This is a genomic window from Terrabacter sp. P2_E3 (genome assembly GCF_056403915.1).
This window is the reverse complement of sequence record NZ_JBFUEN010000010.1, coordinates 181913-198718: the sequence shown is the minus strand read 5'-3', so window position 1 is coordinate 198718 and position 16806 is coordinate 181913. Positions and strand designations below refer to the sequence as shown.

13 protein-coding genes and 1 pseudogene are annotated in these 16806 nt (G+C 71.1%); 10 read left to right on the top strand and 4 right to left on the bottom strand.

The window, feature by feature from the left end:
- Positions 1-127: pseudogene (locus AC1DW8_RS15710) on the bottom strand (IS481 family transposase); the annotation flags it as partial.
- A 284-nt stretch (positions 128-411) separates the two neighbouring features.
- Between AC1DW8_RS15710 and AC1DW8_RS15705 the strand changes: the two are divergent.
- From AC1DW8_RS15705 to AC1DW8_RS15665, 9 genes are all read left to right on the top strand, one after another.
- Entirely contained in the window at positions 412-1575 is a 1164-nt protein-coding gene (locus AC1DW8_RS15705; RefSeq protein WP_056775716.1) for an acyl-CoA dehydrogenase family protein, read from the top strand.
- Between the two features lie 68 nt (positions 1576-1643).
- A complete protein-coding gene (locus AC1DW8_RS15700; protein WP_082619771.1) occupies positions 1644-2624 on the top strand; it encodes a glycosyltransferase family 2 protein in 981 nt (326 codons plus the stop codon).
- A 62-nt stretch (positions 2625-2686) separates the two neighbouring features.
- Positions 2687-3907 (top strand): CDP-glycerol glycerophosphotransferase family protein, encoded by a 1221-nt coding sequence (locus AC1DW8_RS15695; RefSeq protein ID WP_478095137.1) that lies wholly within the window; start codon positions 2687-2689, stop codon positions 3905-3907.
- A 159-nt stretch (positions 3908-4066) separates the two neighbouring features.
- Complete coding sequence (locus tag AC1DW8_RS15690) at positions 4067-4867, top strand: ABC transporter permease (protein WP_056775719.1); 801 nt, start codon at positions 4067-4069, stop codon at positions 4865-4867.
- Complete coding sequence (locus tag AC1DW8_RS15685; protein ID WP_056775721.1) at positions 4867-5622, top strand: ABC transporter ATP-binding protein; 756 nt, start codon at positions 4867-4869, stop codon at positions 5620-5622. Before AC1DW8_RS15690 ends, AC1DW8_RS15685 begins: the two co-directional genes overlap by 1 nt.
- Entirely contained in the window at positions 5619-7538 is a 1920-nt protein-coding gene (locus AC1DW8_RS15680) for a DUF5941 domain-containing protein (RefSeq protein ID WP_478095136.1), read from the top strand. The genes AC1DW8_RS15685 and AC1DW8_RS15680 overlap by 4 nt, the downstream gene beginning before the upstream one ends.
- On the top strand, positions 7535-8353 hold the full coding sequence (locus AC1DW8_RS15675; protein WP_056775724.1) for a CDP-alcohol phosphatidyltransferase family protein: 819 nt from the start codon (positions 7535-7537) through the stop codon (positions 8351-8353). Before AC1DW8_RS15680 ends, AC1DW8_RS15675 begins: the two co-directional genes overlap by 4 nt.
- Positions 8353-9336: a glycosyltransferase gene (locus AC1DW8_RS15670; RefSeq protein ID WP_056827085.1), complete on the top strand. Its 984-nt coding sequence runs from the start codon at positions 8353-8355 to the stop codon at positions 9334-9336. Before AC1DW8_RS15675 ends, AC1DW8_RS15670 begins: the two co-directional genes overlap by 1 nt.
- Before the next feature lie 70 nt (positions 9337-9406).
- Positions 9407-9808 (top strand): FAD synthase family protein, encoded by a 402-nt coding sequence (locus tag AC1DW8_RS15665; RefSeq protein ID WP_020144383.1) that lies wholly within the window; start codon positions 9407-9409, stop codon positions 9806-9808.
- Positions 9809-9880: 72 nt separating this feature from the next.
- Here AC1DW8_RS15665 and AC1DW8_RS15660 read toward each other — a convergent pair whose 3' ends face one another.
- The 3 genes from AC1DW8_RS15660 to AC1DW8_RS15650 form a co-directional block, all read right to left on the bottom strand.
- Complete coding sequence (locus tag AC1DW8_RS15660) at positions 9881-13015, bottom strand: SpoIID/LytB domain-containing protein (RefSeq protein ID WP_478095135.1); 3135 nt, start codon at positions 13013-13015, stop codon at positions 9881-9883.
- 234 nt (positions 13016-13249) lie between these two features.
- Positions 13250-13906, bottom strand: coding sequence for a 3-oxoacid CoA-transferase subunit B (locus tag AC1DW8_RS15655; RefSeq protein WP_056827087.1), 657 nt, complete (start codon positions 13904-13906; stop codon positions 13250-13252).
- 1 nt (position 13907) lies between these two features.
- Entirely contained in the window at positions 13908-14699 is a 792-nt protein-coding gene (locus tag AC1DW8_RS15650) for a CoA transferase subunit A (protein WP_056827088.1), read from the bottom strand.
- Between the two features lie 246 nt (positions 14700-14945).
- Here AC1DW8_RS15650 and AC1DW8_RS15645 point away from each other — a divergent pair, with 246 nt between their 5' ends.
- Entirely contained in the window at positions 14946-16805 is a 1860-nt protein-coding gene (locus AC1DW8_RS15645; protein WP_478095134.1) for a peptidoglycan-binding domain-containing protein, read from the top strand.
- The last annotated feature ends 1 nt before the right edge of the window (position 16806 follow it).

Genomic DNA, 16806 nt, shown 5'->3' with positions numbered 1-16806 from the left:
GTTTGACCGTGGGCCACGAGCACTGGAACCGGGCCGCAACCTCCGCGATCGGCACGTGCTGGTCGACGACGAGCTGGGCCACCCGGAGCCGGGCGCGTGGGGTGAGGGCAGCGTTAGCGTGGGACACGAGGGCCTCCTGTTTGGCGAAGTGAACCTTGAGCAGTTCCACTCCACCGCGGGAGGCCCTCCCACGTCAGCAGCTCAGAGCGATGAGTCGCATTCCCTCAACCAACGTGCCCGGTCAGTACACCTAGCCCCGCTGGATCCACCGGACCCACCGGATCCGAAGAGCCGGCCGAGCATGCTCGGGACGGACGACGACCCACCACCGTTCTGATGCTGTCGACGGCGCCGTGGCGTGAATCACTAGGACGTCCTACTAAACCGAACTCGCGAGTAGGATGACGATTCGTGAGCACGAATGCCGACTTCGACCTGTTCCGGACCAGCGAGGACCACGAGGCCCTGAGGGAGGCCGTCCGCGCGGTCGCCGAGGACAAGATCGCCCCGTACGCCGCCGTCGTCGACGAGGAGGCGCGCTATCCCCAGGAGGCGCACGACGCCCTCGTCGCCTCCGACTTCTTCGCTCCGCACGTGCCCGAGGAGTACGACGGCGTCGGTGCCGACGCCCTCGCGACGTGCATCGTCATCGAGGAGGTCGCCCGGGTCGACGCCTCCGCGTCCCTCATCCCGGCCGTCAACAAGCTGGGCTCGCTCCCGCTCATCCTCGCCGCCAACGACGACGTCAAGGCCCGTTACCTGCCGCCCCTCGCCAAGGGCGAGACGACCTTCTCCTACGGTCTGTCCGAGCGCGAGGCCGGCTCCGACACCGCGTCGATGAAGTGCCGGGCCCGCCAGGACGGCGACGGCTGGGTGCTGAGCGGCCAGAAGTCGTGGATCACGAACGCCGGTGTGTCGGAGTACTACACGGTGCTTGCCGTCACCGACCCCGACGGACCTCGCGGCGGCAACGTCACGGCCTTCGTCGTCGAGAAGTCCGACCCGGGCTTCACCTTCGGCGCGAAGGAGCGCAAGCTCGGCATCAAGGGCAGCCCCACGCGCGAGCTGATCTTCGACAACGTCCGGATCCCCGGCGACCGCGTCGTCGGTGAGGTCGGCGACGGCCTCAAGATCGCCCTGCGCACGCTCGACCACACGCGCGTCACCATCGGCGCCCAGGCCGTCGGCATCGCCCAGGGCGCTCTCGACCAGGCGGTGGCCTACATCAAGGACCGCAAGCAGTTCGGCACGCGCATCGCCGACTTCCAGGGCATCCAGTTCATGCTTGCCGACATGGCGATGGAGCTCGAGGCCGCCCGCCAGATGGTCTACGTCGCGGCCGCCAAGTCCGAGCGCGGCGACAAGGACCTCACCTTCTTCGGTGCGGCCGCCAAGTGCTACGCCTCGGACGTCGCGATGAAGATCACGACCGACGCCGTGCAGCTGCTCGGCGGGGCGGGCTACACGAGCGACTTCCCGCTCGAGCGGATGATGCGTGACGCGAAGATCACCCAGATCTACGAGGGCACCAACCAGGTCCAGCGCCTGGTCATGGCCCGTCACGTCCTCAAGTAGGCTGGGCGCCGCTCGCGCGGGGAGGCCGGGCCATCGCGCCATGACACCCGACGACGAGAAGGACGCCTGTGGACCTGACTCCTGACCCCCAGCCCTCGGTCAGCGTCATCATGCCGATCCTCAACGAGGCGAGGCACCTTCGCGACGCCGTCGCGATGATCCTCGCGCAGGACTACTCCGGACCGCTCGAGATCGTCCTCGCGCTCGGGCCCTCGACGGACCGCACCGACGAGGTCGCCGCCGACCTCGCGGCCGCGGATGCCCGCGTGCACGTCGTGGCCAACCCGAGTGGGCGCACGCCCGACGGGCTCAACGCCGCCATCGGCGCCAGCACCGGCGCGGTCATCGTCCGCGTCGACGGTCACGCGGAGATCCCCGACGACTACATCAGCGTCGCGGTTGCCGAGCTGCTCCGGGTCGGCGCCGACAACGTGGGCGGGATCATGGACGCCCAGGGCACGTCGGCCTTCGAGCGCGCGGTGGCCGCCGCGATGCGCAGCCCGCTCGGCGTCGGGAGCGCCCGCTTCCACACCGGCGGCGAGCCCGGCGATGCCGACACCGTCTACCTCGGTGTCTTCCGTCGCGCGGCGCTCGAGCGAGTGGGCGGCTACGACCCGCACTTCGCCCGCGCGCAGGACTGGGAGATGAACCACCGCATCCGCGAGACGGGCGGCAAGGTGTGGTTCACGCCCGACCTCAAGGTCACCTACCGCCCCCGCGCATCCGTCCAGGCCCTCGCCAAGCAGTACTTCCACTACGGACGGTGGCGCCGGGTCGTCGCGAGGCACCACGAGGGGACCATCAACCCGCGCTACCTCGCGCCGCCGACGATGGTCGGCGTCACGACCGTGGCCACGATCGCCGGTTTCGTGTGGCCGCCCGCCTGGATCGTCCCGGCGGCGTACGCCGCGGGCGTGACGGCCGGCGGACTCGCCATCAGCAGGGGCGAGTCGGCGGCGACCCGGGCCGCGACGCCCGTCGTCCTCGCGACGATGCACTGGTCGTGGGGCATAGGGTTCCTGACGAGCCCGAGCAGCCTCAAGCGCTGATCCGCGGGCGACCCCGCCCGACCTCTCCTCACACGACACCTCATCGGAAAGGGACGTCGATCGTGCTCGACAACGCGAAGCTGCTGGTTCAGCTGGGCCAGCAGGCCGTCCGCCGCCAGATGGCCAAGCGCAAGCTCTCCGCGCGGATGGAGCGCTCGGGCCTCGAGCGCGGCACCGACGCCCCGTTCCGCTGCGCCGTCTACTTCTCCGACGAACCGGTCAACCTCTACCAGATCCGGCAGTGGTACGCCCCCCTCCAGGAGCTGGCCAAGACGCAGCCCGTCGTCGTCATCTCGCGCATGCCCGAGACGACGAGCCTGCTCCTCGACGAGTGCCCGCTCCCGGTCCTGCACGGACCTCGTGTCACCGACATCGAGGCGTTCATGGCGGCCCACGAGATCGGTCTCGTCCTCTACGTCAACCAGAACGTCCGCAACTTCCAGATGTTGCGCTTCGCCGAACCGGCCCACGTGTTCGTGAGCCACGGCGAGAGCGACAAGTCCTACATGGCCTCCAACCAGCTCAAGGCCTACGACCGGGTCTTCATCGCGGGACCGGCCGCCGCCGAGCGCCTCAGCGGTGCACTCGTCGAGTTCGACGTCGCCACGCGAGCGGTCGAGATCGGTCGGCCGCAGGCGGACGTCACCTACGAGGCGCCGCAGCTGCCCGACGACGGGCGCACCACGATCCTCTACGCCCCCACCTGGGAGGGCGACCGCCAGAGCATGGCCTACGGCTCCATCGCGACCCACGGCGCGGCGCTGCTGACCAGCCTGCTCGCCGACCGCCGGTTCCGGATCGTCTACCGACCGCACCCGCGCTCGGGGACGTTCGACCCGGCATACGGCACGGCGTCGACGCACCTGGCCCGCCTCGTCGCGGAGGCCAACCACGCCGACCCCGCGGCCGGGCACCTCGTCGACACGGAGACGGCGTTCGGCTGGCACCTGGCCCGGCTCGACGCGTGCATCACCGACATCTCGGCCGTGGCCCTCGACTGGCTCGCCACCGGCAGGCCGCTCGTGCTGACGCGTCCCGCGAACCCGCGCGCCGACGTCGAGCCGACCCGGCTCAACACGAGCGTGCCGATGGTCGAGGTCGACCGCGCCCGCGAGATCATCGGCATCCTCGACGACGCGATGTCGGCGTCCGATGACTCCCGGGCCGGGGTCGTGCGGCACTACTTCGGCGACACGAGCCCCGGCGCAGCGACGCAGCGGTTCGTGCGCGCCTCGACCGATCTCATCGAGGCACGGCTCACCCGGATGGTGCGCCAGACCTAGACCGACCCGAGAGTGCCCCGGCACGGACCCGTAATGGCCGTGGACGCGGCACATGGCGAGCACCCCTAGACTTCGGCGAGGATCGGGTGGGGGACCGCCCAGCCCGGCCCTGGATGCAGAGGCCTCGAGACAGCACGAAGGAGAAGGTGGTCTGCGCGCATGATCGGCGTGTCCCAGTTCCGTGGCCTCATGGCCAACCGTCAGGTGGTGCGCACCCTCGTGGAGCGCGACCTGCGCGTCCGGTACGCCGGTAGCGTGCTCGGCTGGGTGTGGACGGTGCTCGACCCGCTGCTGATGGCCCTCATCTACCTGGTCGTCTTCACCGTGATCTTCCAGGCACGTCGAGGCGGCCACCAGCCCTACTTCCTGCACCTCGTGACCGGCCTGTTCCTGTGGCAGTGGTTCGCCCAGAACATGACGGAGACGTCGCGGGCGCTGCTGTCGGAGGCACGGCTCGTGCGGTCGGCCAACCTGCCGCGTGAGCTGTGGGTCGTGCGCGTCGTCCTCGCCAAGGGTGTCGAGTTCGTGCTGACCCTCCCGGTCATCGCCGCCTTCACGATCTTCTACATGATCACCGGGCAGACGAAGCTGCACTGGACCATCGTGCTCCTGCCCGTCTCGCTCGTGCTGACCTTCCTGCTGTCCGTGGGCATCGGCATGATCCTCGCGCCGGTCACCGTGCTCGTGAACGACATGGCTCGCGTCGTCCGCATCGTGCTGCGTCTCGGCTTCTACGCCACCCCCGTGCTCTACAGCGCCGACATGGCGCCGCCGGTGCTGCAGAAGCTGCTCCTGTTCAACCCGATGAGCGGCATCCTCGAGCTCTTCCGGTCCGGCTTCTTCAAGGGTGAGATGAACATCCTGTCGGTCAGCTCGGCCGTCGTGCTGACGGTCGTGCTGCTCTTCGTGGGGGCTTTCGTGTTCAAGCGGCTCGAGCCGGCCGTGCTGAAGGAGATCTGATGGCCAAGCCGGTGATCGAGGTGCGCAACCTCGGGATCGAGTTCTACCGCTCCCGTCGTCGGCGCATGTCGCTGCGCGAGATGGTGCTCAAGCGACAGAACAGCGCGCCGAGCGAGACGTTCTGGGCGCTGCGGAACATCTCCTTCGACGTCGCCCGGGGCGAGGCCGTCGGTCTCGTCGGCGGCAACGGCAGCGGCAAGAGCACGCTCCTGCGGATGATCGCCGGCGTCATGCTCCCCGACGAGGGGCACGCCACGGTCCGGGGCAGGGTCGCCCCGCTCATCGAGCTGACCGGTGGCTTCCTCGGTGAGCTCACGGCGCGCGAGAACGTCTATCTAGCGGCGGGTCTGCACGGCCTGACCAAGGAGCAGATCGATGCCCGCTTCGACGAGATCGTCGACTTCGCCGGCCCCCAGGTGCAGGCCGGCATGGACATGCCGTTCCGCCACTTCAGCTCCGGCATGCAGGTGCGCATCGCCTTCGCGCTCATCACCACCCTCGACCAGCCCGTCGTGCTCGTCGACGAGGTCCTCGCCGTCGGCGACCGCGCCTTCCGCGAGAAGTGCTACGAGCGGATGGAGAACATGCTCTCGGGCGGCAAGACGCTCTTCCTCGTGTCGCACAGCGAGCACGACCTGCGTCGCTTCGCCGAGCGTGGCCTCTACCTCGCGTCGGGCCAGCTCAAGAGCGACGGTCCCATCGACGAGGTGATCGCCCAGTACAACGCCGACGCCGACGCGGACGCCGCTTCGTGAGGCTCGACGAGCGCCCGCTCGTCGGCGACGCTCGTGCCCGGGCCGTGCACGGCCGGTCCTCCGGTGGCGACCTCCTCGTGGTCGGCGGTTCCCCGGCGTCGGACCTGCTCGAGTCGCTCGAGCCCTTCGGCCTCGCCCGCAACTCCGCGCCCGTCGACGCGCACACGGTCTCCTCGGACCTGCTGGCCGCAGCGGACGTGGCCGCGGCCGCGAGCGACGTGCCGCTCGTCGTGGTCAGCCACGACGTGCGGATCAGCCCCGTCGCCCTCCTCGACCTGCTCGACGGACCGCGCGACGTGACCTCGACCGCGGTCGTCGACGGCCCGGTCACCGACCTGCGCGGTGACGCCTCCGACGTGGTGCCGGGCGGCTTCGCCCCCGTGCGGGTCGACCCCGTGTCCCGACGCGTCACCTCCGTCGGGACCGTGCGGCACGTCGTGAGCGGACCGACGACGTATGCCGCCGGCATCCTGCGCGTCGCCGCGTCCGACCGCATCCGCGTGGCCGAGGTCCTTCGGGCGGCAGCGACGAGCGAGTCGGCAGGGGAGCCCGGCATCCAGGTCTTCGACCTGGCGGTGCTCGCCGTCGTCCGCGACGCCGTGGTCCCGGTCGCCGCGACACCCCTGGCCCACGTCACCGTCGAGCGCGGCCACGAGCAGCGTCCCGGCGTCGTCGGCTCCGCGTGGCAGCAGCGCCTCCGCGCCGCCTCGCGCGGCAATGACGGCGTCTTCTCGACGCACGCGATCCGTCCGCTCTCACGTCGCCTCACGGCATACGGCCTCGGGCGCGGCTGGACGCCCAACGTCGTGACGTTCGTCAGCCTCCTGCTCGGCCTGGCGGCGTGCGCCCTCGCCGCCGTCGACACGCGCTGGACGTGGGTGCTCGCCGCCGTCCTGCTCCAGGCCTCGCTCGTCGTCGACTGCGTGGACGGCGAGCTCGCCCGGTTCACGCGTCGCTACAGCCCCCTCGGCGGGTGGCTCGACGCGGTCAGCGACCGCATCAAGGAGTTCACGCTCGTGGCGGCCGTGGCGTGGGTCGCAGCGCGCCGGGGCGACGACCTGTGGTGGCTCGCCATCGTCGTGCTGGCCCTCCTCGCCGTCCGTCACGCCGAGGACTTCGCCTACGCGACCCGCCACCGTGCCCTCTCAGCCCGACCCGTCGTGCCACGGGCGCTCGACGTGCCCGGCGACGGGGGAGCGCAGGGGGCCCGCACCGACGTGCCGGCCGCGCCGACGGGCCGCGCCCGTCTCGTCCGCGACGTCAAGCAGGTGCTGCACCTGCCCATCGCCGAGCGCTACCTCGTCATGTCGGTGGGGCTCCTCCTCTACAGCCCTGCCCTCCTGCTGTGGGCGCTCGGGGTCGCGTCAGCCATCGCGTTCGCGTGGACCCAGGTGGGGCGCCTCGGCAAGGCCCTGACCGGGCGGGACCACTTCCGCGCCGACCAGCCCGACCCCACGCTGCCGCACCTCGTCGACCTCGCCATCGTGCCGCGACCGACCGGGCGCGGGCGGCTCGCCTGGCAGCTGCCCGGCCTGCTCGTCGCCGTCGAGGCGGCGGCCCTGCTCCTCGCCGCCGGCGGTGACCCGGTCGCCCGCGCCGCCGCGTACGCGTGGCTGGCGGCCGTGTGCTGGCACGTCTACGACAACGTCTACCGGCTGCGCGAGACCGGCCGCGGCACGCCGCACGCCCTCGTCCGCGCCACTCTCGGGGTCGAGGGCCGCGTCGTCGTCCTCGCGATCATCGGCGGCTTCACCGACCGGCCGGCCGTGCCGCTGCTCGTCGGCGCGGTCCTGCTCATCGTGGCGTATGCCGCCGAGTCCGCCCGCGCGTGGCGCGCGGTCATCGGGTCGGCCCCCTCCGGTGGGGCCACCGATGCGGCAGCGGACGGGTCGACACGGCAGGATGGCTCCTCGTGACGCACGACCCGACGCACGACCCGACGAACGACCGCCCGAGCATCGCCGAGCTCAAGGCCGTCGCGCAGCCGCCCGAGCACATCGCCCGCTACAACGCGGAGCACTGGGCCGGCGCGCTCTACATCCGTCACCTCTCGATCTACGCGACGCGCGCCCTCCTCCCGACGCACATCTCGCCCAACGGCGTCACGTGGCTGATGATCCTCACCGGCCTCGTCGGTGCGCTCGCCATCCCGTTCGGCGGTCTCGTCGGGCCGATCGTCGCGGTCCTCGCCATGCAGCTGCAGATCCTGCTCGACTGCTCTGACGGTGAGGTCGCCCGGTGGCGCCAGCGGTTCTCGCCCGCCGGCATCTACCTCGACCGCATCGGGCACTACGTCACCGAGGGGGCGATCCCCGTCGCGATCGGCCTCCGAGCCGACGGGTGGAGCCTGTCGGCGCCCGGCGACGTCGGGGGCTGGACGGCGCTCGGCATGCTCGTGGCGCTCGGCGTCCTGCTCAACAAGGCCTTCACCGACCTCGTCCACGTGGCCCGCGCCAAGACCGGACGCCCGCCGCTCGAGGACGTCGAGGGCACGGCCCGCCCCAAGGCGTCGGGCATGGCGCGCCTGCGACGCGCCTTCGACTACGTGCCGATCTTCAGGGCCTTCGTCGCCGTCGAGGCCTCGATCCTCGCGCTCGTCGCTGCCGTCGTCGACGCCGTCCACGGCGACCTGCTCGGCACGCAGGTCCTCGTCATCGCGATGGTGCCGCTCATCGTCATCACGGCCGGGGGCCATCTGCTGGGCGTGCTGTCCAGCTCGAGGCTCGACTGATGACCGGCAGCGAGGCGTCGGTCGCGCCGCTCCCGGTGCTCCAGTGGGCCCAGGAGCACGGCGAGGTCGGCGGGGTGCGCACGAGCCACGCCCAGCTGACGAGCGTCCTTCGGGCAGAGGGCATCCCGGTGTCCTACGTTGACACGGGATCGGCGCGGCGCGCTGCCTCGATGCTGCCGCGGCTCACCCACCGGTCGCTTCACCTGCTGCACCTGACCCGCCTGTGGCGGGCCATGCTGCTCGCACCCGTCTTCGCACTGCTGTCGGGCCGCACCGTCCTCGTGCTCCACTCCGGCTCGACCGGGGGGCAGGTCGCGCGGATGACCGCCTGGCGCCGTCGGGCCCTGGTGCTCGCGCTCTACGCCTATGACGAGATCTGGGCGGTCAACGACGAGATCGGGGCCATCCTCCCCGCCGCGCTGCGTGCGCGGATCACCGTCGTGACCCCCTTCGACTCGTCCGCGGCTCCGGTGCCGAGCCCGTACGAGCGGCAGCCCCACGCACTCGCCCTCGCGACGAACGCCGGTCTGGCGCACTACAACGCCCAGCTCGGCATCGACACGGTCCGTCGCGTGCGTGAGCGCTGGAGCGACGCGACGCTCACGGTCCTCGCCTACGGCCACGACTCCCCGGAGGTCGAGGCGCTGCGTCGTCTCGGCGAGGTGGAGCCGTGGCTGACCGTGGCCTTCGACTCCAGCGCCGACGAGGTGTCGGCCGTCCTGTCCCGCGTCGGCACGTTCCTGCGGCCCACGAGCTGGGACGGTGACTCCGTCATCGTCCGGGAGGCCCAGGCGGCCGGAGCCACCGTCGTCGCCAGTGACACGGCGCCCCGGCCGGCCGGCGTCGTGCTCGCCCCTCTCGATGCCGAGGCGCTCGCGGCAGCCGTCACCGACGGGGGACCCGTGAGCGACGGCAGTGGTCTCGCCCAGACGACCCTGGCCGACGCGGTGCGCTCCGCCGAGTCCGCGGCGACTCGTCGCTGAGCACCCGGACCGGTACCCTCGCTGACGACGCGATGGGTCTCCCACCCCGTCCACCTGCCCTAGGAGAAGAGTGACCCACCGGACCGTCATCACCTTCGGGACCTTCGACGTCTTCCACGTCGGGCACGTCCGAGTGCTCCAGCGAGCCGCCGAGCTCGGCGACCGCCTCGTCGTCGGAGTCTCGGCCGACGCGCTCAACATCGCGAAGAAGGGTCGCCCGCCCGTCTTCAACCAGGACGAGCGCCTCGAGATCATCTCGGCGCTCAAGGTCGTCGACGAGGTCTTCGTCGAGGAGTCCCTCGAGCTCAAGCGCGACTACATCGTCGAGCACGGTGCCGACGTCCTCGTCATGGGCGACGACTGGGCCGGCAAGTTCGACTGGGTCGGCGACGTGTGCGAGGTCGTCTACCTGCCGCGCACGCCGTCGGTGTCGACGACCGGCCTCATCGAGCACATCGCCAGCCTCGGCTGAGGCGCTCGCACACCGGCACGGAAGGGGCCCGGGACCGATGCACCCGGTCCCGGGCCCCCGCCGACGGCAGCCTTACTGCCCCCAGGCGGCCGTCGACGCGTAGGTCCCCGCGGAGAGCGGAGACGTGAGCCGAGCCGCTCCCTGGACGCGGTAGACGAGCAGCCTCCCGTCGCTCGCGCGTCGGGCCAGGATGTCGTCGCGGCCGTCACCGGTGATGTCACCCGCGCCGCGGACCGCGCTCATGGCGTTCCACCCGCCCAGACCGATGACCTGTGCAGCACCGAGGGTTCCGGATCCCGAGCCCGGGTAGAGCACCAGGGCGCCGTCGGACGCCCGGACGCACAGGAGATCCGGATGTCCGTCACCCGTGAACTCGCCGGCACTGAGCTGCGTCAGCCGGCTCCAGCCCGACGCGATGGTCGAACTGCTCCGGATGCCGCCGGCTCCGTTCCCTCGGTGCAGCACGACTCTGCCGTCGGTCCACCGCGTGACGAAGTCCGTGTAGCCGTCCTCGTCGAAGTCGCCCACGGGCAGGATGTGGCTGGCGCCGGTCCATCCCGACGCGAGCAGCGTGCGCCCCGCATTGAGGTTGCTGCGGCCCAGGCCCGGATAGACCCACACCTGTCCCGCCTTGTCGATGGCGGCGACGTCGCCGAGGTTGTCCTGGGTCCACGGCCCGATCAGGGCAGTCGCTCGCATGTCGGCGAAGCCGCTCCCCGCGATCTGTCTCACGGTGAAGCTCAGGGACCCGGTGTACGAGAGGGTCTTCATCGCGCCGCCCGATGGCAGAAGTACATCCGCGAGGGAGTCGCCCGTGACGTCACGAGGGGAGAAGTTCGTCGACCACGGGGGTGTCGATGTCACGACCCACCACGTGCTCCGCAGCTTCTGCGAGGTGCGGAAGGCGTCCGCCGACACCGTCACTGTCGATGCCGACCCCGTCAGCGTGACGGAGGCGACACGTCCTCCCCATGTCCCGCTGCCGCCGCCACCGACCCGGGGACCGACCGTCAGGCGGACGAACCGTCCGATCGTCGGGTAGGCGCGCTCCACCGAACCGACCGGGAGCGTGGCAGTCCACGAATGCGGGTTGGACGACGAGGCGACCGCGCCGTCGTAGGGGTCGGTCTTGCCCGGGAGGTAGGCCGTGCCGCCACTGACCGTGCGCCCACCGTTCGACGCGGAGTACTGGGTGAAGGCGGGCTTGCCTCCGTAGGTCAGGACGGTCCCGGCCGTGGCCGTCGTGGCGTTCGTCGAGCGCGTGTCCTCGTAGCGGCGCACGAGGGTGCCTGCCGAGCTGTAGTCGGCGATGCCGTTGTACGCCTGGCACGACACGTCGCAGATGTCGTAGACGCGGGAGCCGGCAGCGGCACGCGAGTGGGCGGCATACGTACGGGCGGCCACGGCCTGCGCCGACAGGGCTGCTGCGGGCCAGCTCGCCGACATCTCGACGGGCACCACGGCGCGTGTGTAGCGCTCGGAGCCGACGAGGTTGACGGCGTATGCCTTCCCGGAGACGGGCACGACGCGGACCGACCCGGCGTACTCCCGTTGGGTGCCGCTCGGCAGCAGCACCCGGACCGACGACGTGGAGGGGCGGCTCACCGTGAGCGGCAGCGTCGAGCCCCGCCATGTCGTCACGGTGGACCAGCCCGCGCCCGAGTTCGCCTGCAGCGTCAGGGCCGAGCCTTCCGGGACGATGCGCCATCGGTACGCGCTCGAGAGTGTGGACTGCCGCTTGCCGTCCGAGATGACCATGCCGCTGACCTTCGAGAACTGGGTGCCCGACGTGCCGACGGCCGAGAGCCACACGCGCAGCGTCGGGTCGGCCTGGGCGGCGCGCGTCGTGCCGGGGTAGTAGAAGCCGACGATCTGCTGCCACGTCAGGGCCTTCGTGGCCGCGCCGTAGGCACCCCACTGTGAGAGGCCGACGCCGTGGCCGAATCCGTGGCCCGCCAATGTCAGGACACCGTTCGTGGGGCGAGGGTAGGTCTCGGACGCGGCCCGCGGGGCCATCGGGTTCCATTGCCCGTCACGCCAGATCGCGCCGGCGTTGCTGCGGATCGTCGGCAGCTGCTTGGCGTATGCCGTGTCGCCCGGGCAGCCGGTCAGGCTGAGGTCGCGGTGTCCGATGGTCCGCGGCAGCGTCACCTTCTGGCCCGGGTCGAACTTCGAGTTGCCGCTGGAGGTCAGCGTCACCGACGACGTCGGGTCGAAGAGGGACCGGTCGGCCTCCCAGGCGACGAGCTTGGTCACGGTGCTCTGGGTGGCGGCCGGGAAGGGGACCGACGTGAAGTCGCCGATGACCGAGATGCCCGTCGTCTCGGCGTTGAAGCCGCCGGCCTGGGCGCCCTGGACGAAGCCGGCCGGGCTGCCCTTGCGGCCCTCGTACGCACGGCCGAAACGGTCGACGAGGATCTGGTAGCCGATGTCGCACCAGCCCTGGCTCTGCGTGTGGTACGCGTAGATCGAGCGGATGATGGCGGGCGCCTGGTCGGCGGTGTAGGTGTTCGAGTTGACCGTGTGGTGCACGACGACGGCCTTGAAGCCGGGGAGGCGCTCGGCGTCGCACGTGCGCAGGCTCTCGTCTGCGCCCCACTGCGCACGCGAGATGATCGTCGGTCGGGTGACGGCCGCGACGGCCGAACCAGCGGGGGCGGAGAGTGCGTCGTCCGCGCTCGACCGGCCGCCGTCGACGAGACTCGCCCGGAGACCGCGCGGGAGGGTGCCGTCGGGGGTGGTGACCCGGATGTCGATCCCGTCCGAGCCCGCCGCGGCCACGGCCTCGGTGCCCGGGCGCGCGTGGCGGGCGTCGGCCGAGCCGGGGTCAGGCCCGTCGCCGTCGAGGCCGAGGTCGGTCCAGCCCGACCACCCGCTCTCCCCGTGGGTGCGCACCTCGACGTGGGTGCCGGCGGGTGGCGTCGTGTCGAAGGTGACGCCGGCGAGGTCGAAGTCGACACCCTGGACCTGCTTCGTGGCCACGACGGGGTCGCCCGCGCCGTGTCGGTCACCGGTGGCGGCGGCGTTCCCGGAAACGGTCGCGGACCGTTTCGCGGTGCCCGTGCCGACGCCCGCGACGGCCGGGACGGCGACGTCGTGGACGACCGGTGAGACGGGGCGCGGCGTGGCGCCGGATGTCACGGTGGGGACCACCATGAAGGTGGCGGTCAGCGCGACGACGGCGAACGAGGTGGGGATGGGGCGCACGGGAGTCACTCCTGGGTCGGAAGACGCAATGGTCCCAAATGTCCCATTTATCGGAGTGAACGCAAAACCTTGGTGGCCAATTCGTGACCGTGCCAGCCGAATTCACAGGAAATGCGGCATCGCCTGTCCCGTGAATGACAGCGGACGGTAAATTCCGGCGCCCGCCGGTGAATGGGAAAGGCGCGGTCACGACCTTCGTGACCGCGCCTTTCCCGGTGGTCCGCAGGCCGGGGCTCAGCCGTGCGACGGCGCCGGCTGGAGGTCGACCGTGAGCTCGGGCTCGGTCTTCTCGCGCACCTCGGCCTCGGTGACCCCGGGCGCGAGCTCACGCAGCACGAGGCCGGTCTCGGTGACGTCGAGGACGCAGAGGTCGGTGATGATGCGCTGGACGACGCCGCGCCCCGTGTAGGGCAGCGAGCACTCCTTGACGATCTTGTAGGAGCCGTCCTTGGCGTTGTGCTCCATGAGCACGATGACCTTCTTGGCACCGTGCACGAGGTCCATCGCGCCGCCCATGCCCTTGACCATCTTGCCGGGGATCATCCAGTTGGCGATGTCGCCGCCCTGCGAGACCTGCATGGCGCCGAGGATGGCGGCGTCGACCTTGCCGCCGCGGATCATCCCGAAGCTCGTCGCCGAGTCGAAGAAGGCCGCGCCCTTGCGCAGGGTGACGGTCTCCTTGCCGGCGTTGATGAGGTCGGGGTCCTCGTCGCCGTCGATCGGGTAGGCGCCGACGCCGAGGATGCCGTTCTCGGACTGGAGCACGATCTCGACGTCGTCGGGGACGTAGTTGGGCACGAGCGTCGGCAAGCCGATGCCGAGGTTGACGTAGGCACCGTCGGCCAGCTCGGCGGCGGCGCGGGCCGCCATCTGCTCACGGGTCAGAGCCATCTCAGGCCTCCTGCTCGGTGGTCGTGCGCGGGCGGACGGTGCGGCGCTCGATGCGCTTGTCAGCGGCCTGCTCGGGGGTCAGCGGGAGGACGCGCTGCACGAAGATGCCGGGCAGGTGGATCTCGTCGGGGTCGAGCTGGCCGGGCTCGACGAGCTCCTCGACCTCGGCAACGGTGACGCGGCCGGCCATGGCGCACAGCGGGTTGAAGTTGCGGGCGGACTGGTTGAAGACGAGGTTGCCGTGGCGGTCGCCCTTCGCGGCCCGCACGAGCCCGAAGTCGGTCGTGATGGCCTGCTCGAGGACGAACGTCCTCGTCTCGCCCATCCACTCGAAGTCCTGGGTCTGCTTCGGCGGGGACGCCACGGCGATGGTGCCGGAGTCGTCGTAGCGCCAGGGCAGTCCGCCGTCGGCGATCTGGGTGCCGACGCCCGTCATCGTGAAGAACGCGCCGATGCCGGACCCGCCGGCGCGCAGGCGCTCGGCGAGCGTGCCCTGCGGCGTCAGCTCGACCTCGAGCTCGCCGGAGAGGTACTGCCGCTCGAACTCCTTGTTCTCACCGACGTACGAGCTGACCATGCGGCGGATCCTCTTGTCGCGCAGCAGGATGCCGAGGCCCCAGTCGTCGACGCCACAGTTGTTCGAGACGGCCTCGAGGTCGGTGAGGCCGGCGTCGTGGATCGCCGCGATGAGGACGGAGGGGATGCCGCAGAGACCGAAACCGCCGACCGAGAGCGACATTCCGTCGCTGATCCCGGCGATGGCCTCCTGGGGGGTGGAGACGACTTTGTCCATGGGTCGGACTCTATCCGCGCCGTCGCGCCCGGGTGCCGTGGGGTCGTCCCACACGAGCGCGCCGACCTGTGGTCGCCGCGCACGTATGCCGTACGCCGTGCGGGGGAGGGAATGACAGTCGTGTCATTTGAGACCCCCAGCGAAGAACACGTCTGTAATTCGTCGAACCGCCTTGTGATGGGTGTGACTGGAGTGCATAAATGGTGCGGGAGTAAACCCGCTCCCTCCCCTGACAAGAGGTTCACCATGGCCTTGCGCCGACACCGACTGGGCCTCGTCCTCGCTCTTCCCGCGCTGACCGTGCCCATGACGGCGAGCCCGGCTGCGGCGGTCCAGGCGCCGCCGACCCGGACGCTCCCGAGCACCCTCGACGTGTACGTGCCCTACCAGGAGCAGACGGTCTGCGACCCCGTGGCGCGTCCTGGCGTGCTCGCATTCGCCCGGCTCATGACCTCTCACTACGGGATGGGCTCGACGGGACTCATCGGGCGCGCCTGCGGCAGCGGTCCGTCGGAGCACTACGACGGGCGGGCCTGGGACTGGATGCTCAACGTCGACAACCCCTCGCAGGAGGCCGTCGCCCAGTCGGTGCTCGCGTGGCTGACCGCCCCCGACAAGAACGGCGTCAAGGGCGCCATGGCCCGTCGCTTCGGGATCATGTACATCATCCACGACCGCAAGATGTGGCGCTCCTACGCGACGGAGCGGGGCTGGGCGCCGTACTACGGCTCATCGCCCCACACGGACCACGTGCACTTCAGCTTCAACTACGACGGGGCGGCCGGCCGCACGTCGTGGTGGACGGGGGTCGCGACCCGCAGCTACCTCACCTCGCTCCCGCCGGCGGCGACGACGCTGCCGACGACCCCGCCCAGCACCCCGACGCCGTCGACGCCCGTGACGACGAAGCCCGTGCTGCTCTCCTACGGCATGCGCTCCGAGGCGGTGCGCCAGCTGCAGGTCCGGCTCGGCAACCTGCCCACGACCGGCTACTTCGGCGACCAGACCAAGGCCCGTGTCGTCGCCTACCAGACCTTCGTCGGGCTGCCGCGGACCGGCGTCGCCGACCTGCGGACACAGGAGATCCTCGCGGCCCGCGGGTGGCGGAGCGTGACCGCGGCCTACCCGACGCTGAAGCCGGGGACGACCTCGGCCGCCGTCAGGACCCTCCAGGGCAAGCTCGGCTCGCTGCCGACCACCGGCTACTACGGCAGCCTGACCCAGGCCCGGGTGACGGCGTACCAGAAGTTCGTCGGCCTGCCGCAGACCGGAGTCGCCGACCCGGTGACGCAGGCCCGACTCTGGGTGCGCGGCTGGACCGGGACCGCGGCGGCGTCCGGCACGACGACGAAGGCCTACCCGACCCTGCGGTTCGGGATGACGTCGGCGGCGGTCAAGGCGCTCCAGGCCAGGCTCGGCTCGCTGCCGACGACCGGCTACTACGGCACGCTGACGCGCGCCCGGGTGACGGCCTACCAGCGCTTCGCCGGGCTGCCGCAGACCGGTGTCGCCGACTCGGCCACGCAACAGCGGCTCTACACGCGCGGCTGGTCGGCGACGACGAGCACCGTCGCGCTCGTCACCAGCACCACCACGGCCGGGAGGGACCTCGCCATGACCACCTATGCCAGCACGTCGTCACGCAGCAGCGCCGGGGTCGCCAGCGTCGACATCGCCACGAGCTACACGGCATACAAGAGCCTGACGCTCGCGACCGGGTCGCGCGGCGCCGCGGTGCGCGTCCTCCAACGGGCGCTCGGCGGCCTCGCCGTCGACGGTGTCTTCGGCTCCGTCACACGCGACAAGGTCGTCTCGTTGCAGCGCTCGCTCGCGCTGCCACAGACCGGGGTCATGACCCCCGAGCTCTGGGACGTCCTCGAGGCCCGTGACTTCCCCTTCGTGGCCGACCGTTCGACGGTGCTGCGCGCGGGTGACACGGGACCTCAGGTCGTCGCCGTGCAGCGCCTGCTCGGCGTCCGTCAGACGGGCGTCTTCGACCTGGCGACGCGCGAGGCCGTCAAGTCCGTGCAGGCGCGGGCGGGCCTCGCCAGCACCGGGGTCGTCGCGTCCCGGACCTGGTCGCTCTTCGACCGGCTGTCGGCGTAGA